Source organism: Tsukamurella sp. 1534 (assembly GCF_000312385.1).
Taxonomy (GTDB): Bacteria; Actinomycetota; Actinomycetes; order Mycobacteriales; family Mycobacteriaceae; genus Tsukamurella.
In genome coordinates this window covers 509,785-530,636 of the sequence record NZ_HE997627.1, presented here as the reverse complement: position 1 = coordinate 530,636, position 20,852 = coordinate 509,785, and the positions used below count along the sequence as shown (strand labels likewise).

Annotated in this window: 18 protein-coding genes, 4 tRNA genes and 1 pseudogene; 11 read left to right on the top strand and 12 right to left on the bottom strand. The window is 71.8% G+C overall.

The window, feature by feature from the left end; genetic code table 11:
- Nucleotides 1–632 (top strand): annotated as a pseudogene (locus BN39_RS14940) (class I SAM-dependent RNA methyltransferase); the annotation flags it as partial.
- A gap of 62 nt (nucleotides 633–694) precedes the next feature.
- Nucleotides 695–2,623: a 1-deoxy-D-xylulose-5-phosphate synthase gene (gene dxs / locus BN39_RS14935; RefSeq protein WP_019203230.1), complete on the top strand. Its 1,929-nt coding sequence runs from the start codon at nucleotides 695–697 to the stop codon at nucleotides 2,621–2,623.
- 29 nt (nucleotides 2,624–2,652) lie between these two features.
- Here dxs and BN39_RS14930 read toward each other — a convergent pair whose 3' ends face one another.
- Together BN39_RS14930 and BN39_RS14925 are read right to left on the bottom strand one after the other, a co-directional pair.
- Nucleotides 2,653–3,879, bottom strand: coding sequence for an HRDC domain-containing protein (locus BN39_RS14930; protein WP_019203229.1), 1,227 nt, complete (start codon nucleotides 3,877–3,879; stop codon nucleotides 2,653–2,655).
- A gap of 18 nt (nucleotides 3,880–3,897) precedes the next feature.
- Nucleotides 3,898–4,542 carry a DUF3000 domain-containing protein gene (locus tag BN39_RS14925; protein WP_081586115.1) on the bottom strand — a complete coding sequence of 215 codons (645 nt, stop codon included), beginning with the start codon at nucleotides 4,540–4,542 and terminating at the stop codon, nucleotides 3,898–3,900.
- 96 nt (nucleotides 4,543–4,638) lie between these two features.
- On the opposite strand from BN39_RS14925, the gene hemE reads away from it, so the two are divergent.
- The 3 genes from hemE to hemQ all read left to right on the top strand — a co-directional run bounded on the left by hemE (nucleotide 4,639) and on the right by hemQ (nucleotide 7,742).
- Complete coding sequence (hemE, locus tag BN39_RS14920) at nucleotides 4,639–5,712, top strand: uroporphyrinogen decarboxylase (RefSeq protein WP_019203226.1); 1,074 nt, start codon at nucleotides 4,639–4,641, stop codon at nucleotides 5,710–5,712.
- Nucleotides 5,709–6,974, top strand: a complete 1,266-nt coding sequence (locus tag BN39_RS14915; protein ID WP_019203225.1) for an FAD-dependent oxidoreductase — start codon at nucleotides 5,709–5,711, stop codon at nucleotides 6,972–6,974. Before hemE ends, BN39_RS14915 begins: the two co-directional genes overlap by 4 nt.
- 66 nt (nucleotides 6,975–7,040) lie before the next feature.
- A complete protein-coding gene (gene hemQ, locus BN39_RS14910) occupies nucleotides 7,041–7,742 on the top strand; it encodes a hydrogen peroxide-dependent heme synthase (protein WP_019203224.1) in 702 nt (233 codons plus the stop codon).
- Between the two features lie 21 nt (nucleotides 7,743–7,763).
- Here the strand turns inward: hemQ and msrB are convergent, their stop codons facing one another.
- From msrB to BN39_RS14890, 4 genes are all read right to left on the bottom strand, one after another.
- Nucleotides 7,764–8,180: a peptide-methionine (R)-S-oxide reductase MsrB gene (msrB, locus tag BN39_RS14905; protein ID WP_019203223.1), complete on the bottom strand. Its 417-nt coding sequence runs from the start codon at nucleotides 8,178–8,180 to the stop codon at nucleotides 7,764–7,766.
- Nucleotides 8,181–8,189: 9 nt separating this feature from the next.
- The gene (locus BN39_RS14900; RefSeq protein WP_237741702.1) at nucleotides 8,190–9,467 is read right to left on the bottom strand and encodes a glycosyltransferase family 87 protein; all 1,278 of its coding nucleotides are present in this window, start codon (nucleotides 9,465–9,467) and stop codon (nucleotides 8,190–8,192) included.
- 26 nt (nucleotides 9,468–9,493) lie between these two features.
- The gene (locus BN39_RS14895; protein WP_148281510.1) at nucleotides 9,494–11,053 is read right to left on the bottom strand and encodes an alpha/beta fold hydrolase; all 1,560 of its coding nucleotides are present in this window, start codon (nucleotides 11,051–11,053) and stop codon (nucleotides 9,494–9,496) included.
- 61 nt (nucleotides 11,054–11,114) lie between these two features.
- On the bottom strand, nucleotides 11,115–11,726 hold the full coding sequence (locus BN39_RS14890; protein ID WP_237741701.1) for a dihydrofolate reductase family protein: 612 nt from the start codon (nucleotides 11,724–11,726) through the stop codon (nucleotides 11,115–11,117).
- A gap of 66 nt (nucleotides 11,727–11,792) precedes the next feature.
- Here BN39_RS14890 and zapE point away from each other — a divergent pair, with 66 nt between their 5' ends.
- Complete coding sequence (zapE, locus tag BN39_RS14885) at nucleotides 11,793–12,818, top strand: cell division protein ZapE (RefSeq protein ID WP_019203219.1); 1,026 nt, start codon at nucleotides 11,793–11,795, stop codon at nucleotides 12,816–12,818.
- 142 nt (nucleotides 12,819–12,960) lie between these two features.
- On the opposite strand, the gene BN39_RS14880 is transcribed toward zapE, so the two are convergent.
- The 6 genes from BN39_RS14880 to BN39_RS14855 all read right to left on the bottom strand — a co-directional run bounded on the left by BN39_RS14880 (nucleotide 12,961) and on the right by BN39_RS14855 (nucleotide 19,235).
- Complete coding sequence (locus tag BN39_RS14880) at nucleotides 12,961–13,278, bottom strand: metal-sensitive transcriptional regulator (protein ID WP_019203218.1); 318 nt, start codon at nucleotides 13,276–13,278, stop codon at nucleotides 12,961–12,963.
- On the bottom strand, nucleotides 13,275–15,479 hold the full coding sequence (locus BN39_RS14875; RefSeq protein WP_081586173.1) for a cation-translocating P-type ATPase: 2,205 nt from the start codon (nucleotides 15,477–15,479) through the stop codon (nucleotides 13,275–13,277). The genes BN39_RS14880 and BN39_RS14875 overlap by 4 nt, the downstream gene beginning before the upstream one ends.
- A 142-nt stretch (nucleotides 15,480–15,621) precedes the next feature.
- Nucleotides 15,622–17,205 carry an acyl-CoA carboxylase subunit beta gene (locus BN39_RS14870; protein WP_019203216.1) on the bottom strand — a complete coding sequence of 528 codons (1,584 nt, stop codon included), beginning with the start codon at nucleotides 17,203–17,205 and terminating at the stop codon, nucleotides 15,622–15,624.
- Nucleotides 17,206–17,214: 9 nt separating this feature from the next.
- On the bottom strand, nucleotides 17,215–18,546 hold the full coding sequence (locus BN39_RS14865; protein ID WP_040768045.1) for an MFS transporter: 1,332 nt from the start codon (nucleotides 18,544–18,546) through the stop codon (nucleotides 17,215–17,217).
- A 107-nt stretch (nucleotides 18,547–18,653) separates the two neighbouring features.
- Entirely contained in the window at nucleotides 18,654–19,091 is a 438-nt protein-coding gene (locus BN39_RS14860) for a VOC family protein (RefSeq protein WP_019203215.1), read from the bottom strand.
- Nucleotides 19,092–19,163: 72 nt separating this feature from the next.
- Nucleotides 19,164–19,235, bottom strand: a tRNA-Val gene (locus tag BN39_RS14855).
- 257 nt (nucleotides 19,236–19,492) lie between these two features.
- On the opposite strand from BN39_RS14855, the gene BN39_RS14850 reads away from it, so the two are divergent.
- From BN39_RS14850 to BN39_RS14830, 5 genes are all read left to right on the top strand, one after another.
- Nucleotides 19,493–19,565 (top strand) — tRNA-Gly (locus BN39_RS14850).
- A gap of 17 nt (nucleotides 19,566–19,582) precedes the next feature.
- A tRNA-Cys gene (locus BN39_RS14845) sits at nucleotides 19,583–19,656 on the top strand.
- A gap of 51 nt (nucleotides 19,657–19,707) precedes the next feature.
- Nucleotides 19,708–19,782 (top strand) — tRNA-Val (locus BN39_RS14840).
- A gap of 334 nt (nucleotides 19,783–20,116) precedes the next feature.
- Nucleotides 20,117–20,329, top strand: coding sequence for a hypothetical protein (locus tag BN39_RS14835; protein WP_019203214.1), 213 nt, complete (start codon nucleotides 20,117–20,119; stop codon nucleotides 20,327–20,329).
- A gap of 45 nt (nucleotides 20,330–20,374) precedes the next feature.
- Nucleotides 20,375–20,584 carry a hypothetical protein gene (locus BN39_RS14830; protein WP_148281509.1) on the top strand — a complete coding sequence of 70 codons (210 nt, stop codon included), beginning with the start codon at nucleotides 20,375–20,377 and terminating at the stop codon, nucleotides 20,582–20,584.
- Nucleotides 20,585–20,852: the final 268 nt, after the last annotated feature.

Sequence of the window (20,852 nt, the reverse complement as noted above, 5' to 3'; positions counted from 1 at the left end):
ACGCCGCCGTCCCCGCCCGCCGCGGCCGCCCCGCGCATCCGCTCGCCGGCGAGTCGCTCGCGGAACACCGGGTGGGGGAACGCGTCTGGCGGATCCCCGTCGGCGGGTTCTGGCAAGCCCACCGCGCCGCCGCGGCACGGTTCTCGCGGCACGTCGCCGCGCTGCTGGAGCGGCACGGCGGCCCGCCGGGGCACTCCTGGGACCTGTACGGCGGAGCCGGCGTCTTCGCCGCCGCGCTGGCGGACCAGGGACGTTCCGTCGACGTGGTCGAGACCTCCGGCGGCGCGATCGCCGCGGGGAAGCAGGCTCTCGCGGGGGAGCGCGTCCGGTTCCACCGCGGTGACACCGCCTCCCGCCTGCGTGGGCTGAAGGCACCGTCGGCGGTGGTCCTGGACCCGCCCCGCACGGGCGCCGGGGCCGCGGTCATGGCCGCCGTCGCCGCCGCGGGGCCCCGGGCGGTGGTGCACGTGGGCTGCGATCCGGCGGCGTTCGCCCGCGACCTCGGCGCGGCCCGCGACCACGGCTACCGGGTGGCCGAACTCGACGCCTACGACGCGTTCCCCGGCACCCACCACCTGGAGGCGATCGCCGTCCTGGTCCCGGACCGGGCGGCGGCGGGAGCGATAGGGTGAGCGACGTCGGCTGCGCCGGTAAAGTGGGCGAGTACGGATATCGGAAGGAGCGGCACGGCGGTATGAATCTGCTCAGCAGTATCGATTCCCCGCGCGACCTGCGTCGGCTGGACCAGGGGCGGCTCACGGAGCTGGCCGCGGAGATCCGCGACTTCCTCATCACCAAGGTGTCGGCGACCGGCGGTCACCTCGGCCCCAACCTCGGCGTCGTGGAGCTGACGATCGCGATCCACCGCGCGTTCGATTCGCCGAACGACCCCGTGATCTTCGACACCGGGCACCAGGCGTACGTGCACAAGATGCTCACCGGCCGCCGCGACGGATTCGACACGCTGCGCCAGGAGGGCGGGCTGTCCGGATATCCCTGCCGCTCCGAGTCCGAGCACGACTGGGTCGAGTCCTCGCACGCGTCCGCGGCGCTCAGCTACGCCGACGGACTCGCGAAGGCGTTCGCGCTCAAGGGCGAGCAGCGCACCGTGGTCGCGGTGGTCGGCGACGGGGCACTCACCGGTGGCATGTGCTGGGAGGCACTCAACAACATCGCGGCGTCCAACCGGCCCGTGGTCGTCGTGGTCAACGACAACGGCCGTTCGTACGCGCCCACCATCGGCGGGCTCGCCACCCACCTCGGTGCCCTGCGCACCCAGCCCGAGTACGAGCGACTGCTCACCGAGGGACGGCGCCGGCTGCGCGGCGTGCCCGTCGTGGGCGAGCCCGTGTACTCGGTGCTGCACGGCATGAAGGCCGGCATCAAGGACATGGTCAGCCCGCAGGCGCTGTTCTCGGACCTCGGGCTCAAGTACGTCGGCCCCATCGACGGGCACGACGAGGCCGCGCTCGAGGCCGCGCTGCGCCGGGCCAAGGACTTCGGCGGCCCCGTCGTGGTGCACGCCATCACCCGCAAGGGCAACGGCTACGAGCACGCGGAGAACCACGAGGCCGACCAGATGCACGGCATCGGCGTGATCGACCCGGCCACCGGGCTGCCCCGCGGCGGCGGTGGCGGCGCCCAGGACTGGACGTCGGTGTTCTCCGAGGAGCTCATCGCGCACGGTGAGCGCCGGGACGATCTGGTCGCCATCACCGGTGCCATGGCAGAGCCCACCGGCGTCGCCGAGTTCGGCCGGAAGTTCCCCGAGCGCATGTACGACGTGGGCATCGCCGAGCAGCACGCGATGACCTCCGCCGCCGGCCTCGCGCTCGGCGGCATGCACCCCGTGGTCGCGCTGTACTCGACGTTCCTCAACCGCGCGTTCGATCAGCTGCTGATGGACGTGGCCCTGCTCGAGCAGGGCGTCACCCTGGTGCTCGACCGATCCGGCGTCACAGGCCCGGACGGCGCCAGCCACCACGGCATGTGGGACCTGTCCCTCGCCGCGATCGTGCCGGGCCTGCGCGCCGCGGTCCCGCGCGACGCCGCCCGGCTGCGCGAGGAGTTCGCCGAGGCCCTCGACGTGGACGACGCGCCCACCCTGATCCGGTACCCCAAGGGCGGCGTCCCCGCCGACCTCGAGGCGGTCCGCCGGCTGCCCGACGGTGCCGACGTCCTCGCCGGCGGCGAGAGCCCGGGCGACGTGCTGATCGTGGCGGTCGGTCCGTTCGCGCACGCCGCGGTCGACGTGGCCGCCCGGCTCCGGGACCAGGGGATCGAGGCCACCGTCGTCGATCCGCGCTGGGTGCTGCCCGTGCCGGAATCGATCGTGGACCTGGCGCGTAGGCACCACCTCGTGGTGACCGTCGAGGACAGCGGCGTGGCCGGCGGCATCGGCGCCGCCGTGACCGCGGCGCTGCAGCGCGCCGAGGTCGACGTGCCCACGCGTGTCCTCGGGATCGAGCAGAGGTTCATCGACCACGCGTCGCGCGGCCAGATCCTCCAGGAGCTGGGCCTCACCCCGGCGGAGATCGCGTTCCGCATCACCGGCTGGGTCACCGCCTGCACGCCGTCCGCGGTGCCCAGCGACGAGGCCACGGCGCCCGTCGCGCGTTCCTGACCGCCGGCCGCCGGGCCGGGCTCGCGGGATCAGCCCTCGGCGGCCGCGAGCGCGGAGGCGACGGCGGACACCGTCAGGCGGCGCTGCCACTCCCGCGCGCCCGACGCGGCCAGCGCCGCCTCGACCTCGCTGGCGCCGGACGCCGTTCCGTCCCAGCACAGCTGCCGCACCGCGTCGGTGGGCAACAGGTTCTCCACCGGCACGGACACCTCCTCGGAGATCGAGGTCAGCGCGGCGCGGACCTTCGCCAGACGGTCCGCGGCCTCGGGGTTGGTGCGCGCCCAGCGGTTGTTCGCCGGCACGCCGCTGCGCGGCCCGTGCAGCGGCGGCAGTTCCTTCTCCGGCAGCGCGTTCGCCCGGTTGATGGCGCCCATCCAGCGTTTCGCGGAGCGTTTCATCCTGGGGCCGCCGAACACGGGCAGCGCGGTCAGCTCCGCCTCGGTGGCCGGGTTCTTCGACGCCGCGTTGACGATCGCAGCGTCGGGCAGGGTGCGGCCGGGGGCCACGTTCCGCTGTTCCGCCATCTCGTCGCGGGCGAGCCACAGCTCGCGGGCGCGGCCCAGTTGGCGGCGGGTGCGCAGGGTGCTGAGCCCGGACACGCGGCGCCACGGGTCGGCGCGGGGTTGCGGGTCGGGGCGGGTGCGCTCGTACTCGAACTCCTCGAGCGCCCACTCGAGCTTCCCGGCCTCGTCGAGGCGTTCGTACGCCTCGTCGCGCAGGTCCACGAGGACCTCGACGTCGAGCGCGGCGTAGTTGAGCCAGTCGTGCGGGAGGGGGCGGGTGCTCCAATCGGCGGCGCCGTGCCCTTTGGCGAGGGCGTAGCCGGTGAACTCGGAGGTCATGGCCGCGAGGTTCACCCGCGGTTCGCCGAGGAGGCGGCCGGCGAGCTCGGTGTCGAACAGCGCGTCGCAGACGAAGCCGTCGTCGCGTAGGCACGGAAGGTCCTGGTCCGCGGCGTGCAGCACCCACTCCACACCGCGGATGGCGTCGATCACGGGCGCGAGGCCCTCGGGTTCGTGGATGGGGTCGAGCAGGAACAGGCCGGAGCCCGTCCGCTTGATCTGGATGAGGTACGCGCGGGACGAATAGGTGAACCCGGAGGCCCGTTCGGTGTCCAGGGCGACGGGGCCGCTGCCCCGGCGCAGGGCCGCGGCGCACTGCGCGAACTCCTCGACGGTGGTCAGGGGCTCGGGGACGCCTTCCGCGGGCTCCGTCAGGGGGATGCCGGGTACGGGCTCGGCGGCGGCTTTCGACACTCGGCGACCTACGCCGGCTCAGGCCTGGCCGAGCCGGGTGACCCCGGCCGGCGGCAGGCCCGCGGCCATCTCCAGAACCGAACAGAAGGCCTCGACGTGGCCGGACAGGTCCTCGCCGAGCGGGGTCCACGACGCGCGGAGCTCCAGCTGGTGGGCGCGGGGCGGGCCGGCGATGTCGCCGTACCGCACCGACGCCGTCGCGGTGACGGTGCCGCCCAGCGCGGTGACCTCCTGGCCGCGCTCCGCGAGCGCGTCGGTCAGCCAGCTCCACGCCACCTCGGGCAGCAGGGGATCCGAGGCCAGGGTCTCGTCGACGTCCGATTGGACGTACGCGACCAGCCGCATCAGCCCGTTCCACGCCTCGTGACCGTGGGGGTCGTAGAGCAGGATCAGGCGGCCGAAGGTCTCGCCGTCCGAGTGCTCGGGGACCACGTCGGTCTCGACCGCGCGGACCTCGGCGCCCAGGGCGTAGCTGTACGGGGCGAGGCGCTGCGGCGGGCGGATGCTGCCGAGCTCGATCTCGGGGCGGACAGCGGCGGCGTGCATCGAGTCGACGGCGTCGCGGAACGGCGCCGGCGCGGCGCCGCGATCATCGGCACCGTCGGCGCCGCGCTGTCCGGCACCGGTCCCGGCGCCGCCATCACCCGCTCCTGGTTGGCTCACAGATCGTGACGGTAGTGGCTCGGCGCGCGGGTTCGGTGGAGGCGCGCCGCAGGCAGAGGGCGGACCGCGGCTGTGCGCATGACATGATCGTGAGCGATGAGTGACACGATCGAGCCGAAGAGCGACACGGTCGCCGCCTATCCGCTGCTGGCCGCGGCGGCGGGCGAGCGCCCGGCGCGCAGGCCCGTGTGGTTCATGCGGCAGGCGGGGCGTTCGTTGCCCGAGTACCGCAAGGTCCGCGAGGGCATCGGCATGCTGCAGTCCTGTTTCCGGCCCGACCTGGTCTGCGAGATCACCCTGCAGCCGGTGCGCCGGCACCGCACGGATGCGGCGATCCTGTTCTCCGACATCGTGGTTCCGCTCAAGGCGGCGGGGATCGACCTGGACATCGTGAGCGGTATCGGCCCGGTCGTCGAACAGCCGGTGCGCGATGCGGCCGCGGTGGCCGCGCTGCCGGCGCTCGACGCCCAGCAGGTGGAGCCCGTCGCCGAGGCTGTCCGGATGCTCCGCGGCGAGCTGGCCGACGGGGTCGCGCTGATCGGTTTCGCGGGTGCGCCGTTCACCCTGGCGTCCTACCTCGTGGAGGGCGGCCCGAGCCGGAACCACGAGCGCACCAAGGCCCTCATGTACTCCGACCCGCAGACGTGGCACACCCTGCTCGGCTCGCTCGCCGATACCGCGATCACGTTCCTCACCGCGCAGGTCGAGGCGGGCGCGCAGGCGTTCCAGCTGTTCGATTCGTGGGCGGGCGTGCTCTCCCTCGCCGATTACCGCGAGTACGTGCAGCCGCACTCCGCGCGCGTCTTCGCCGCGATGAAGGAGCTCAGCCCCGCCACGCCCGCGTTCCACTTCGGCGTCGGCACCGGCGAGCTGCTCGGCGCGATGGGCGACGCCGGCGCCGATGTGGTGGGCGTCGACTGGCGCGTCCCGCTGGACGAGGCGGCGCGCCGCGTGGGGCCGGGGAAGGCCTTGCAGGGCAACCTCGACCCGGCCACCCTCATGGCGTCCTGGGACACCGTGGAGGCGCAGGTCCGCAGGGTCTGCGCGGAGGCCGACGCGGCGCTGGCCGCGGGCGCCGGCGGCCACGTGTTCAACCTCGGCCACGGGGTGCTGCCCTCGACCGATCCCGGCGTGCTCACGCGCGTCGTCGACCTGGTGCATTCGCTGTGACGGCCGTCGCCGTCGTGGGGGCGGGCATCTCGGGTCTGGTTGCGGCGCTGCGCCTCGTGGAGGCCGGCTGCCGGGTCACCGTGTTCGAATCGGGGACGCGGGTCGGCGGGAAGCTGCGATCGGAGACGATCGGCGGAGTCCGGCTGGACGTGGGCGCGGAGGCCTTCCTCCGGCGCCGCCCGGAGGTCGTGGACCTCGCGACCGAACTGGGGCTCGCGGACCAACTCGTGGAACCCGTGGGCAGGCGCCCGGCCGTGTTCGCGGACGGCGCCGTGCGCGGCCATCTGGGTCGCACCCTGATGGGCATCCCGGCGGATGCGGACGAGGTGCGGATCCCGTTGCGCTGGAACGCCGGCGCGGACACCTCCCTGGGCGCGCTGGTGCGGTCCCGCCTCGGCGACGAGGTGGTCGAGCGGAGCGTGGACCCGATGGTGTCCGGCGTATTCGCCGCCCATGCCGACGACGTCTCCGTGCGGGCCGCGCTCCCGGCGCTGGCCGCCCGGCTGGACGAGGGCGCACCGTCGCTCGGTACGGCCGTCACCGACGTCCTGGGCGAGCCCTCCGACGAGCCGGTGTTCGGCGCGTTCCGGGGCGGCTATCAGCAGCTGCTCGACGCCCTCACCGAGAAGCTCGGTGACCGGATCGTGCTGGGTGCCCCGGTGCCCGAGGTACGTCCGAAGTGGAGCCTGCGCGGCTCGATGTTCGACGCCGTCGTCCTCGCCGTGCCGGCGCCGCAGGTGGCGCGCCTCGTGGGGCTGAACCTCCCCGAACTGGGTGACGCGGTCTCCAGGATCCCCGCCGCGAGTTCCGCCCTGGTCACGATGCGCCTGCCCGAGACGACCCCGCTGCCCGACCTGTCGGGGGTGCTGGTGGCGACGCGCGAGCAGGTCAGCGCCAAGGCGTTCACGCTGTCCGGCCGGAAGTGGGCGCACCTGCCGGGCGGTGCCGTGCGGCTCTCGTTCGGCCGGCTCGGCGTGAGCCGGATCGTCGACGATCTGGACGCCGGTCTCATCGGGGCCGCACGCGAGGACCTGGCGAACGTCTTCGGGATCACCGACGAGCCCGAGGCCGTGCACGTGCAGCGGTGGTACGAGGGCATTCCCGTCTACCTGCCCGGACACCGGGACACGCTGACCGCGATCGACGAGGCCACGCCCGCCGGGATGGCGCTCGCGGGCGCCTACTTCGACGGCGTCGGGGTGCCCGCGTGCATCGCCCGCGCGGAGAGCGCGGTGCAGAAGGTGCTGGCCGACCTGTCCTGACGACGGTGCCCGGCGCGGGGTCGGGGCGGGCGTTCGCGCGCCCGAAAGGCCTGGCAGGATGGGAACATGGCCAGACTCGACTACGCGCAGCTCAACTCGACCGTCCGCTACCTGATGTTCTCGGTGTTCTCGATCAGCCCGGGCGAGCTGGGCGGCGAGGAGCAGCGGGCCGCCGCGTCCGCCGAGGCGGAGGCGTTCCTGGCGAAGATCCAGGAGGACGACCTCGTGGTGCGCGGCGTGTACAACGTGTCGGGGATGCGGGCCGACGCCGATTTCATGATCTGGTGGCACGCCGAGAAGCTCGAGGACCTGCAGGCCGCGTACAACGCGTTCCGTCGCGACACCGCGCTGGGCCGCGCGAGTGATCCGGTGTGGTCGAATGCGGCGCTGCACCGCCCCGCCGAGTTCAACAAGTCGCACATCCCGGCGTTCCTGGCGGGGGAGGAGCCCGGCGCGTACATCTGCGTGTACCCGTTCGTCCGCAGCCTCGACTGGTACCTGCTGCCCGACGAGGAGCGTCGCACGATGCTCGCCGATCACGGCCGGGCCGCCCGCGGTTACCCGGATGTGCGCGCGAACACGGTGCCCGCGTTCGCGCTCGGCGATTACGAGTGGCTGCTGGCCTTCGAGGCGCCGGAGATGCACCGCATCGTGGACCTCATGCGCGATCTGCGCGCCACCGAGGCGCGCCGGCACACCCGCGAGGAGACCCCGTTCTTCTCGGGACCGCGCGTCGAGGTGCGCGACCTGATCACCGCGCTGCCGTAGCGGGACGACGCCGGGCGGGGCTCAGGCCTCGTCCGGCTCCAGGCGCATCGAGATGCTGTTGATGCAGTAGCGCAGGTCCGTAGGGGTGCCGTAGCCCTCGCCCTCGAACACGTGGCCCAGGTGGCTGCCGCAGTTCGCGCACAGCACCTCCACCCGACGCATGCCCAGCGAGGTGTCCTCGCGTTCGATGACCGCCTCGCCCGCCAGCGGCGTGAAGAACGACGGCCACCCGCAGTGGGAGTCGAACTTGGCGTCCGAACGGAACAGTTCCGCGTCGCACGCGCGGCAGCGGTAGACGCCCTGGGTCTTGGTGTCGGTGTACTCGCCGGTGAACGGTGCCTCCGTGCCGGCCTGCCGCAGGACGCGGAACTCGGGGGCCGACAGGCGTTGCCGCCATTCGGAATCGGTCAGCTGAAGGCGGGGGCGCTGCTCGCTCATCCCTCCACGCTAACCGTGCGCGCGTGGCGATGCCACCGCCACCCCGTCGTCGCCGAGCTCGTGCCGCCCCGGCTCCTCGTCGGGCGGGAGCGGGCGGTCGATGCCCTCGTCGAGGCGGTTCTCCGCGCGGGCGTCCAGGAACCGGTACAGCAGCACGCAGAACGCCACGATGATGAGCAGCTGCCAGCCGAGGGTGCACTTGAGGTAGGAGAGCGACCGGCCCAGGGTCGGCCATTTCCCCGACAGCCAGGTGTCGTAACTGAGAAACCCGTACACGGCGGCCCAGGACACCCAGTTGCGCATCACCGAGCTGCGGTAGACGACCGTCATGAGCATCGGGAAGAGCAGCATCGAGTAGTAGCCCTGGCCGAGCGAACCCACGAGCCAGGAGGCGATGAGCAGCAGCCCGGTCGAGGTGGCCAGCCACAGCAGCTCGTTGGTCCTGCGGTAGAAGCGCCAGAGCAGCCACAGCGAGACCGCCGTCATGACGACGATGCCCGCCTTGAGCGCGTACTCCAGCCAGCCGGGCAGCCCGAAGTAGGCGGCGTTGCCGGTGATCGAGCTGTTGTAGTAGTCGCGGGCGTCGCTCAGGTACGGGGTGGTGCGCCTGAGGAAGTTGCCGGGATCGGCGGAGAGCGCCATGCCCGCGGCCAGGAGCACCGCGGGGATGCCGAGGGCCGTGATCAGGGCCTTCCACTGCTTGTTGACGACGATCAACAGCAGCATGACCGCGAGCAGGGGTTTGACCGCGAAGGAGAGCCCCAGTGGGATTCCCGCCCAGAGGTCCCTCCGCTTGAGCAGCAGCGCCATGCCCACCACCTCGGCGAGCAGCACGAACGTGTTGAAGTTCGTGTAGATGAGCGTGTTGGTGACGGCCTCGGTCGCCACCGCGAAGAACAGCACGATCGGGGCGACGACGGAGTTCAGGCTGTACCCGAACATGCGCAGCAGCACGTACAGCGACGCCAGCAGGGCCACCGTGCTCAGCGCCACGAAGATGTACCGCGAGGTCTCGGGGTCGAAGTACCCGAACGGCGCCATGAGCAGCGTGCCCGACGGCGGGTACAGGTAGTGCGGGGAGACCGTCTCGTAGTTCTCGGTGTAGACCGGCTCGTGGCGCAGGAAGTGCACCGCGGCGTTGTACACGGTGGTGAAGTCGTCCGTCTTGGCGCGGTTCGGCACCAGGATGAACAGCCGCTGCACCAGCGTCAGGAGGGCCAGGGGCCACAGGATGGACTTGACCACGAACGCGGGATCGGACTTCATCCGAGCGAGAGCGACTGACACGGGCTAACCGTACCCAACGCGGACCGTCAGGCCGGGCAGGCCCGGGCCGAGGGCGCCTCCTGGCGATCCAGGTACGTGGTGAGGGCCTTCTGCACGCACGTGGACCGGATCGCGGCACCGTCGCCGATGCCGCCCCAGCTGAGCGTCGAGGGCCGGGCGCCGGCCACGGTGAGCTTGCCCGTGAGGGTCTCCAGCGCGTCGCGGGACGTGAGCGGGTCCGCCGCAGAGGTGGTCACCACGGAGCGCACTTCGAGGGGCTCCAGGGCGGGCGGCGCCTCCATCGTCGGCCACCCCGTGCAATCGGTGAGCGCGAGCGCGGTGGCCGCGCCGAGCCGGTACTGCGGGCCCCACTTCTGGGCGGAGGCCTTCACCTGATCGGGCGAGGCCTTCTGCACCGCGTCGGAGCAGCGGGCCACGAACTGCCCGTCGCTGCCGAGCGCGTCGTCGGCGGTCCGCAGGAGTGAGCGCAGGGGGCCGGCGTCGCCCGTCCGGGCGCCCTGCAGGGCGGTGGCGAGCCGCGCGATCCGGGCGTCCCGGTCGCCCGGGCCGATACCCAGGGTCATGATCAGCGCGCGCCGCACGTCGGTGTCGGTGAACGGGCCGAGGTCGCCCCTCGCGGAGCGGTCGACGATGTCGCGGACCGCGGCCGCCGGGTCGGCGCCGAGCGCGCAGGCGGGGCCGCACTGGGAGGCGAACGCGTCCACGGCGGCGGACGTGCCCTTCGCGGCGTCCTCCGCGCGCTGCAACTCCGAGGCCGCGTACCGGACGGGGGAGTCGAGCACCAGGCGGGCGACCTGCTTGGGGTGCTGCGCCGCGTAGGCGAGGGCGGTGGTGGAGCCGTCGCCCACCGCGAACAGGCCGAGGGCGGGAACGTCCCAGGCGGTGCGCAGGGCCTCCAGATCGTCGGCGGCCGCCGCGCCCGTGTACTCCTCGATCGTGCCGGGGTAGGCGTCACCACAGGCGGTGGCGGCCGCTTGGGCCTGCTCGCCGACCTTCTTCACCCGTTCGTCGAACGGTTGTTTCGGCTCCTCCGCCCCGCTGCGTAGCACCCCGCGCTGTTCGGTGTTGCGGCAGTTCAACGGCGACGAGGCACCGACCCCGCGCCGTTCCACCGCCACAACGCGGCGATTCGCGAGCATCGGCGATTCGCCTGCGGCGAGGGTGGCCAACGCCCGCTGGCCGGTGAACTCCGTACCGCCGACCAGGACCAGTGGCGCCGCGGTGTCCGGCGTGCCCGGCAGCTCGGCCCGGGTGACCGACAGCTGCATCGGTGTACCCGAATCGCCGAGTCGCACGGTGAAGTTCGCGCACTCCAGCGTCGCGTTGGCCGCGGGTGGCGTGCCGTACCGAGTGGCCAGCTGGTCGGAGCAGTCCCGCCAGGACAGCGGGTCCTTCTGCGGGGCCTTCCATTCCGGGCCGGTGGGGCCCGCCTGCTGCGACGCCGATTCCGCGGCGTCTCCGGCGCGGAAGTCGGTGACGTACTTCGGTGCGGAGGCGGGGATCGGCGCGCATCCCGCGGCGGCCACGGTGAGCGCGAGAAGAGCGGCGACGCCTGCGGTGTGCCGTGCCGGGCGCTGGTGGACCATGCCGTTCACCCTAGCGATCGGATCGACGACGGGCCGTGGGCGTCGCTCGGGAGGCGGGCCGTCATCGAAGCCAGCGCGTGTAGAGGTAGCCGTCGGAGTCGCCGCACACCAGTGCCCGCCGCCACCGGTCGACGGGCAGGTCGGGGCCGCTGACGATCCGCTTCCCGGCGCCGCCGACCACCATCGGCGCCGTGGTCAGGCACAGCTCGTCGACGAGCCCGTCCCGCAGCAGCGCGCCGAGCACGCCGGGACCGCCCTCGGCGAGCACCCGGCGCAGCCCCCGGTCGTACAGGTCCGCGAGAACGTCGCGCAGATCGACCGAGGAGCCCGCGCCCGAGTAGACGATCGGCTCGGCGCCCCCGTCGGGGTACAGGCGTTCGGTGCGGTCGACGGTGCCGCGGGTCACGATGGCCAGCGCGGGGTGCCCGGGCGTGCCGTAGCCCTCCGCGCGCACCGTCGCCGCTCCGACCAGGACCACGTCGGCCTGGGTGCGCAGTGCCTGGAACAGGCGGCGGTCACCGTCGCCCCCGAGGCCGCCCGAGCGTCCCGCGGCGGTCGCCGCCCCGTCGAGCGAGCTGATCATGTTGGCGCGGACGTAGGTGCGCCCGTCGGCGACGGGGTGGCGGTACAGCTCGGCGAGGTCGGCGGCGTCGTGCGGCAGCGGCGGGATCACGTTCCCGACCGTAACCCAGGTGCCCAGGTGCTTCCGATGACCCACCTGCGGATATGATGACGACTCATGACGCTGCATCTCGTGGATCGCAACCCGACGGTGACGCCGGAGCAGATGGTGGCCGAGCTGGTGCCGCCGGAGATGTTCAGCGAGGTGAGCTTCGACAGCTACATCCCCGATCCCAAGGAGCCGAGCCAGGCGGCGGCGGTGAAGAACGCCCGCACGTTCGTCGACGAGGTGAACAAGCTCGCCAAGAAGCGTGGCAAGAAGGGCTTGTTCGGCCGCAAGAGCACCCCGCCGCACGGTGTGGGGCTCTACCTCGACGGCGGCTTCGGCGTGGGCAAGACCCACCTCCTGGCGTCGATCTTCCACAGCGTGCCGGCGCCGAAGGCGTTCGGCACGTTCGTCGAGTACACCCACCTGGTGGGCGCGCTGGGCTTCAACCGGTGCGTCGAGTACCTCGCCGACCACAACGTCCTGTGCATCGACGAGTTCGAGCTGGACGATCCGGGCGACACCATGGTCATGTCGCGGCTGCTGACCGAGCTCTCCGCCCGCGGCGTCTCCATCGTCGCCACGTCGAACACGTTGCCGGGGCAGCTCGGCGAGGGCCGCTTCGCGGCCCAGGACTTCATGCGCGAGATCAGCAAGCTCAGCGCGGTCTTCCAGTCGATCCGCGTGGACGGCCCCGACTACCGGCATCGCGACCTTCCGCCTGCCCCGGACCCGCTGTCCGACGAGGAGCTGGCCGCGATCGCCGAGGCGGATCCGACCGCGACGTACGACACGTTCGACGCGTTGTCCGAGCACCTGAGCAAGCTGCACCCGTCGCGGTACAAGCAGCTCGTCGAGGGGATCTCGAAGGTGTGCATCAGCGGCGTCCACCCCGCGGACAACCAGACCGTCGCCCTGCGCATCGTGGTGCTCGCCGACCGTCTGTACGACGCCGGGATCCCCGTTCTGGTGTCGGGCGCGAAGCTGGACGAGATCTTCACCCCGGAGATGCTGGCGGGCGGGTATCGGAAGAAGTACCTGCGCGCCACGTCGCGTCTGCTGGCGTTGTCCCGGTTCGCCTCGGCCGAGGTCAAGTAGGCCGCAACCCCCTGCAGCCCCCCCCGGACACACCGACACCCGCCCGGTGATTGGTGGGCCGGGCGGGTGTCCAGGGTGAGGGTGTCTGGGTGTGAGACTCAGCTCACACCGTTGACAGAAATTACTGTACGGTATCGCGCGGTCAGGATCGAGTGAAACGGGCGATCGCGTCGGTCGCCTCTTTCAGTTTGGTGGCGGTGGCCTCATCGTCCCCCGACCGGGCCGCGTCCACGACGCAGTGGCTGAGGTGGTCCTCGAGGAGTCCCAGACCCACCGCTTGCAGGGCTTTCGTCATCGCCGAGACCTGCGTCAGGATGTCGATGCAGTACTTCTCGTCCTCGACCATCCGCTGCAGGCCGCGGGCCTGGCCCTCGATGCGCCGGAGTCGCTTGAGGTACTCGTCCTTGTCGGACATGTACCCGTGGGCGGCCGAGTGATCCTCGTGCTCGGTACTCGTCATGTCTTCAGTATCTCCCGTCCGGCCCGGAAACCCCGCAGGCGCAGGCTGTTGCTCACCACGAAGACCGACGACAGGGCCATCGCGGCGCCGGCCACCATCGGGGTGAGCAGTCCGGCCGCCGCCAGCGGCAGCGCGGCCACGTTGTAGGCGAACGCCCAGAACAGATTGGTTCGGATGGTGCCCAGGGTGCGCCGCGACAGCCGGATCGCGTCGACGACGGTGCGCAGGTCCCCGTTGACCAGCGTGAGATCCGCGGCCTCGATCGCCGCGTCGGTGCCGCTGCCCATGGCGATGCCGAGATCCGACTGCGCGAGCGCCGCGGCGTCGTTGACCCCGTCGCCCACCATCGCCACCCGGCGACGCGCCTCCTGCAGCCGTCGCACGGCGTCGACCTTCTGTGCGGGCAGCACGCCGGCGATGACCTCGTCGATGCCCACCTGTCGGGCGATGTGCCGGGCGGCGCGCTCGTTGTCGCCCGTGAGCATGATCGGGCGGAGCCCCAGGCCCCGCAGTTGGGCGACCGCGGCCGCGGAGCTCGGTTTGATCTCGTCGGCCACGACGAGGACGCCGCGGGCGGCGCCGTCCCAGCCCACGGCGATGGCCGTCTGTCGACGCTCCTGGGCGGCGTCGACCGCCCGGCGCAGCCCGGCGGGCAGGGGCATGCCGTCTTCGTCGAGGAGCGACGGGCGGCCCGCGGTCACGGCGTGACCGCCGACGACGCCCCGCACGCCCATTCCCGGCGCGTTGGCGAACCCGTCGACGGGGGCGAGGGGAGCGGAGGTGCGCCCCGCGTCGGCGATAGCGCGGGCGATCGGGTGTTCGGAGGCGGCCTCGACCGCGGCCGCGAGGGCGAGCACGCCGTGCTCGGTCTCGCCGTCGGCGGCGTGCACGCCGAGCAGGCGCATGACGCCGGTGGTGACGGTGCCCGTCTTGTCGAGCAGCACGGTGTCCACGTGCCGCGTGGACTCGAGCGCCTCGGGGCCCCTGATGAGGATGCCCAGTTGCGCGCCGCGGCCGGTCCCCACGAGCAGGGCCGTGGGCGTTGCCAGCCCCAGGGCGCAGGGGCAGGCGATGATCAGTACGGACACCGCGGCGGTGAGCGCCATCGACGCCGATGCCCCGGCGCCCAGCCAGAAACCGAGCGCGGCGACGGCGATCATGATCACGACGGGCACGAAGACCCCGGAGACGCGGTCGGCGAGCCGCTGCGCCTTCGCCTTGCCGGCCTGCGCGTCTTCGACGAGGCGGCCCATCTGCGCGAGTTGGGTGTCCGCGCCGATCCTGGTGGCGCGCACCACGAGCCGGCCGCCGGCGTTCACGGTGGCCCCTGTCACGGCGTCGCCGGGGCGCACCTCCGCGGGGACGGACTCCCCGGTGAGCAGCGAGGCGTCGATCGCGGACTGCCCGCTGGTGACCACGCCGTCCGTCGCGATCTTCTCGCCCGGGCGCACCACGAACTCGTCGCCGATACGCACCTCGTCGACGGGGACCGGCGTCTCCACCCCGTCGCGCAGGACCGTGGCCTCCTTCGCTCCCAGTTCCAGGAGGGCGCGCAGAGCGGCCCCGGCCCGCCGCTTGCTCCGGGCCTCGAAGTAGCGGCCGGCGAGCAGGAAGGCGGTGACCCCGGCCGCGGCCTCGAGGTAGATGTCGCCGCTGCCGTCGGACCGCTCGATCGCGAGCCGGAACGGGTGCGTCATCCCGGGGGTGCCGGCGGTGCCCCAGAACAGCGCGTACACCGACCAGCCGAACGCCGCGAGGGTGCCCATGGACACGAGCGTGTCCATCGTGGCGGTGCCGTGCCGGAGGTTCGCCCAGGCGGCGCGGTGGAACGGGTAGCCGCCCCACACCACGACGGGCGCCGCGAGGGCCAGGGACAGCCACTGCCAGTACCGGAACTGGAGTGCGGGGATCATCGCCATCGCGATCACGGGGACCGTGAGGGCGACGCAGATCAGCAGCCGGCGGCGGAGCGCGTCGGTCGGGTCCGGTGGTGCGGCGTCGGCGCCCCGGGGCGCCGGGACGTGCGCGCTGTATCCGGCCTGTTCGACGGTGGCGATGAGGGTGCCCACCAGTTCGCCGGGGGCGAGCGTCGACGGTGCGCTGACATGCGCCTTCTCCGTCGCGAAGTTGACGGTGGCGGTCACGCCGTCGAGCTTGTTGAGCTTGCGTTCGATGCGATTCGCGCACGACGCGCACGTCATTCCCTCGATCTCGAGGTCGACGACGGACTCCGGGCTGTGCGTCTCGGTCGCCACGGGTCCTCCTCTCGCCGATTGCTCCCGGTGTCCGAGTATACCCCTATAGGGTATGGCGCCGAATGCCGCGTTCGGGAACCGCCGGCGGTCAGATCGGCGAGATGGAGCGGCGCTTCTGCGGCACCCGCGGCGGCCGCCGCTTCACCCGGCGCAGTGCTTCGGCGAGCATCGGCCTGGTGGCCGAGGGGAGCACCACGTCGTCGATGCCGAAGCCGTCCGCGGCGAGCAGCGGGTCGACGTTCGCCTTGAACAGCGTGATGAGGTCGGCGCGGGCCTTGTCCGGTTCGGGCGCCGACTCGTACTGCGACCGGAACGCGAGGTCCACGGCGCTCTCGATGGGAATGGCGCAGATCTCCGCGGTCGGCCACGCGAGGGACAGGTCCGCGTGCGCGCTGCGGCCGCCGCCCATCGCGATGTACGCGGCGCCGTACGCCTTGCGGGTGACCACGACGAACCGGGGCACCGTCGCGGCGCCCAGTTCGTAGCCGAGGCGGGCGCTGCGGCGCACCAGGTTCGTCTCCTCGGCTCCCGCCCCGACGAGGAACCCCGGCAGGTCGATGAGGATGAGCAGCGGCAGCCCGAACGCGTCGCACACCGCGATGAAATGCGCCGCCTTCTCGCAGGCGTGCGCGTCGAGCGCGCCTGCGTGGAATCGCGGCTGGTTGGCGACCACGCCCATGGGTCGCCCGTCGACGCGCACCAGCGCGGTCACGATGTTCGGCGCGTGTCTGCGCTTGAGCTCGAACACGGTGTCCGCGTCGGCGATGGCCTCGATCACCTCGACCACGTCGTAGGCGACGCGCATGGACGCCGGGATCATCGTGTCGATGTCCGCCGCGCGGTCGCCGGCCTCGTACGGCCCGGGGGCGACGATCGGCTCGCCCGCGGCGGACGGCGGGAGGTAGCTGAGGAAGGCGCGGACCGCGTCCAGCGCCTCCTGTTCGTCTGCGGTCACCATGTCGACCACGCCGCGCTCGGCCTGCAGGTCTGCGCCGCCGATCTCGTCGTTGGTCATCGACTCGCCGGTCGCGGCCTGGACCAGGGGAGCGGACGAGATGCCGATGGTGCCCATGCCGCGCACGATGGTGACGAAATCGCAGCACGCCGAGATGTTCGCGGGAGCGCCGAAGCCCGGGCCCATCATCGCCGCGACGAGCGGCACGTGCCCCGACAGATCGGCGAGGCGCAGCAGCAACTGCGAGCCGGGCGCCGCGAGCCTGGAGTCCAGCGCCTCCTGCATCCGGTGGCCGCCGCCGTCCATGAGCATGATCAGCGGGATCTCGTCCAGGAGCGCGCGTTCGGCGCAGCGGTCGAGTTTGGCCATCCCCGTCGCGCCGTTGCTCCCGCCGAGCACGGTGAAATCGAACGCGGCGATTGCGGCGGGCCGCCCGTCGATGTACCCGATCCCGGTGACCACCCCGTCGCCCGGCGCGACCAGGGGCGCCGCGCCCTGCTGGGCCGGACCGGGCCCGGCGAGCGCGCCGAACTCGTGGAATCCGCCGTTGGCGAGCAGTGCAACCCGCTCGCGGGCGGTCATCTTGCCGCGGCCGTGCTGCTTGGCCACCTTCTCGGCGCGCGCCTCGTCGGAGACGGCCCGGTAGGCCTCCCGGACGCGCTCGTTGAGGGCGTCCTCGGGGGCCGTGGTCGACGGTGCCTCGGTGTTCTCGGTCACGCACGCAAGTTAGCAGCCGCTCACCCAGGTGCGCCGCCTCCCCGCCGCCGCGACGACGAGGCACGCCGCGGCGGCGGTGAGCAGGGCGATGGTGAACCCGTGCGGCGGAGCGACGAGGGAGAGCGAACCGAACACCGCGATCCCGGCTCCGCTGCCGACGGCGAAGGCGACCTCCTGGATCGCCCCGACCTGGGCGACCTGATCGGCGGACGAGTGCTCGAACAGCTCCGTGGTGCCCAGAGTGCCGACCACCCCGAAGCCGACGCCGAGGAGGATGAGGCCGGGGATCGCGGCCGGTGTGGCCGCGACCAGGACGCACCCCGCCGATTGGAGGAGGAGAGCCGCCGAGATCGCCGCGGGGCGGTGCACCCGCCGCCCCAGTGCAGGGGCCAGGAGCCCGCCCGCGGTGGTGGCGAGCGCCTGCGGAAGCAGCGTGAGGCCCACGGTGAACGGACCCTGGCCGCCGGCCTGCAGGTGGATGCTGAGGAGGTAGACGCTCGCGGCCGCCGTCGCCGCGGACACCGTCATCGATGCGGCCGCGGCGCCGAATCGCCACCGGCCGAACAGTTCCACGTCGATCACGGGGTGCGGGACTCGGCGCTGGTGCCGGACGAACCAGCCGAGCGCCGCGCCGCCGAGGATCACGGCGGGCACACCGATGGCGGGCTGATCCGTCACGTGGTGCACCCCGTAGACGAGCAGGCCGAGTCCCGCCGCCGACGCCGCGATCCCGGCGACGTCCCACGGCGCGCGGTGCTCCGCCCGGGTCTCCGGGACCAGGAACAGCATCGCCGCGGCGGCCAGCGCGGTCGGTACCGACGCCCAGAAGACGGCGCGCCACCCGAGCGCCTCGGTCAGCGCGCCGCCCAGGACGGGGCCAATGGCGGTGGCGGCGCCGAACACCGCCACCCAGAGGCCGTTGGCGACGGTCCGCGCGTGACCGTCGAACACGGCGCCGATCGTCGAGACCACGCTCGCCACGATCATCGCGCCGGCGAATCCCAGGGCCGCCCGCGCGCCGATGAGGACGGCGGCGGTGCCCGTCGCGGCGGCGATCGCACTGCCGACGGCGAACACGGCGAGCCCGAGGGCGAGCACCCTGCGCCGGCCCACCGCGTCGCCCGCCCGCGCCGCCACGACGATCCCGACGGCGAGGCACAGCGGGTAGACGTCGGCGACCCAGGTTCGGGCGGTCGCCGACAGGCCGAGGTCGGCGCTGAGCCGGGGGAGCGCGGTGTTGATCATGCCCACGGCGAGGCTCGTGGTGAGGATGCCCGTGAGCAGCGGGACGAGGATCGAACGGCGCGCGGAGACAGGGGGATCGGCGGTCGAACAGGTCACGTCACGCAGTCTGGGGCGCGCCTCGGCGTTCCACAAGAACGCACATGTCGGTCACTCGGGGACGGAGGGGATACCGTCCAGGTCAGGACGACGGTGCCGGGCGCGCGTCAGCTCTTCGTCAGGTCCTGGGCGAGCATCACGATGATCCCGCTGGGGCCGCGGACGTAGGTGAGCTTGTACACGTTCTCGTAGTTCGCGACGCCGCGGAGAGGGTGGCAGCCGTGCCGGGCCGCGATCGCGAGCGCCTCGTCGATGTCGTCCACCGAGAACGCGACGCGATGCATGCCGATCTCGTTCGGCAGCGTGGGGTCGGTCTCGATGGCGTCGGGATGGATGTACTCGAACAGTTCGAGTCGGCCGTGCCCGTCGGGCGTCTGGAGCATCGCGACCTTCGCGTGGTTGCCGTCGAGCCCCACCGCGGTGTCGGCCCACTCTCCGCTCACCGTCTGGCGGCCGACGACGGTGAGGCCGAGATCGGTGAAGAACGCGATGGCGGCGTCGAGGTCCCGGACTGCGATGGCGACGTTCTCGAGTGTGATGGGCACCGGTCGATCGTATCGCCCGTATCGGGCCCGGAAACGCGAAAAACCGCCTGGAACACAGGCGGTTTCTTTCGGTGGTCCTAGCTGGGATCGAACCAGCGACCTTCCCCGTGTGAAGGGGACGCTCTCCCACTGAGCCATAGGACCGAACGTCGTGCGGACCGTGTTACCAGCGATCCGAACGAGAGAGAACATTAACACGACGCCTGAGTGGAACGGTAATCGGGTGGCCGACCTGCGTTTACAGTCGGGACTCGTAAGTCGACGAGGCGAGGGTTGCGGTCACCACGACACCGATTGCGCGTCGAACAGGGGGTGACCTGCTGATTTGGCAGAGCGCTCGTTGTTCACGTAGTGTTCTCTCTCGCACCGGAAAGGCGCCGCAAGGCGGTTCCGGAGTGAGTGCGGATGTAGCGCAGCTGGTAGCGCATCACCTTGCCAAGGTGAGGGTCGCGGGTTCGAATCCCGTCATCCGCTCGGAGTGGGCTTACCGTGGCGGTGTGGCCGAGTGGTGAGGCAACGGCCTGCAAAGCCGTGCACACGGGTTCGATTCCCGTCGCCGCCTCCAATACGCTCAGCCACTCCGCAACGGAGCGGCTGAGCGCCACTTCATGTTCACGCGCGATTAGCTCAGTGGGAGAGCGCTTCCCTGACACGGAAGAGGTCACTGGTTCAATCCCAGTATCGCGCACCAGCAAACCCCCAGGTCACCTGGGGGTTTGTGCTTTCCCGTGAGGGTGTCGTGCAACTAGCGTGCAATCACGCTCTGCTCCAACCGGCAGCACGGACGACGGTACCCACCACTTGCCAGCTACCGTCCGGCAGTCATGAGCGATCTGACCCTCTGGGATGACCGCTGGTGAGCACGAGCTCGCCGCCGTCTCCATCATCAAGGCTCTCGACCGCGCAGCTGGGCGCGGGCGGACGCCGACGCAGCCCACGCGGTAGCCACCAAGAAGTGAAGTCTGTAGTTCTGTAAACGGAGGAACTCGGCACAAGCAATGGCAACGCCGATACAATCGGCAACCATGAAAAGGGCGGATTTCATCGACTACGCGGCGATGGCCGTGATCATGTTCGGGGTGTTCGGCATCGCTGCCGTCCTGTCCAACCTGGTGGCGGACGGCGACATCTGGACTTTCTGGATTCCCCTGGGAATCGGTGCGTTCGTGGCTGGCCGCCTCTACAAGAAGCTTTCGGCCCCAATCAATCAGCGCCTCAACCGGGCCGCGTCAGCGTAAGCGCGAGACGTCCCCGATCGGCTGTGCGTCATGAGCAGAACGGACATGATCGACTACGCGTCGATGTTCGCGATCATGATCGTCGTCATTGTCGTCCTCGTGCCGCTGGCCAATGTGGTGTTTGACGACGAGCTGCTGACGTGGTGGGTGCCCTTCGGGATTGCGGCCTTCCTCGGCGGCTTCTTCTACTCAAAGGTGGCGTCTCGCGTCGAGAGAAGCACCGGGAGCAGCGGCGGCGGGCGTCGTAGGCCCTGAGGGCGGGTCGCCTTGCGCTGTGCCTACAAGGTAGAGGGCTCCAGTTGCCGCTTGTTCTGACGGTGCGCTACTTCAGCACTGAAGCGGGAGGGAACCTCCACATTCCGGGGGCCGCCCTGACCGGGAAATGCACGCTCTAACCGCCCACCTGGGTGGGCCGCCCTGCGCAGGTGTCTAGAGGCGCTCCGGACGAGGCGGGCCGCCGACCGCTGAAGTGCAGATGGCCTACCCCGACCGGAGCGGGTGTGGGGCGGGCGCGGTAACGGCA

Coding starts and splice junctions, on each gene's coding strand:
- dxs (WP_019203230.1), top strand. CDS start 695: ATGAATCTGCTCAGCAGTATCGATTCCCCGCGCGACCTGCGTCGGCTG.
- hemE (WP_019203226.1), top strand. CDS start 4,639: ATGAGTGACACGATCGAGCCGAAGAGCGACACGGTCGCCGCCTATCCG.
- hemQ (WP_019203224.1), top strand. CDS start 7,041: ATGGCCAGACTCGACTACGCGCAGCTCAACTCGACCGTCCGCTACCTG.
- msrB (WP_019203223.1), bottom strand. CDS start 8,180: ATGAGCGAGCAGCGCCCCCGCCTTCAGCTGACCGATTCCGAATGGCGG.
- BN39_RS14895 (WP_148281510.1), bottom strand. CDS start 11,053: ATGGTCCACCAGCGCCCGGCACGGCACACCGCAGGCGTCGCCGCTCTT.
- zapE (WP_019203219.1), top strand. CDS start 11,793: ATGACGCTGCATCTCGTGGATCGCAACCCGACGGTGACGCCGGAGCAG.
- BN39_RS14880 (WP_019203218.1), bottom strand. CDS start 13,278: ATGACGAGTACCGAGCACGAGGATCACTCGGCCGCCCACGGGTACATG.
- BN39_RS14875 (WP_081586173.1), bottom strand. CDS start 15,479: ATGACGTGCGCGTCGTGCGCGAATCGCATCGAACGCAAGCTCAACAAG.
- BN39_RS14835 (WP_019203214.1), top strand. CDS start 20,117: ATGAAAAGGGCGGATTTCATCGACTACGCGGCGATGGCCGTGATCATG.
- BN39_RS14830 (WP_148281509.1), top strand. CDS start 20,375: ATGATCGACTACGCGTCGATGTTCGCGATCATGATCGTCGTCATTGTC.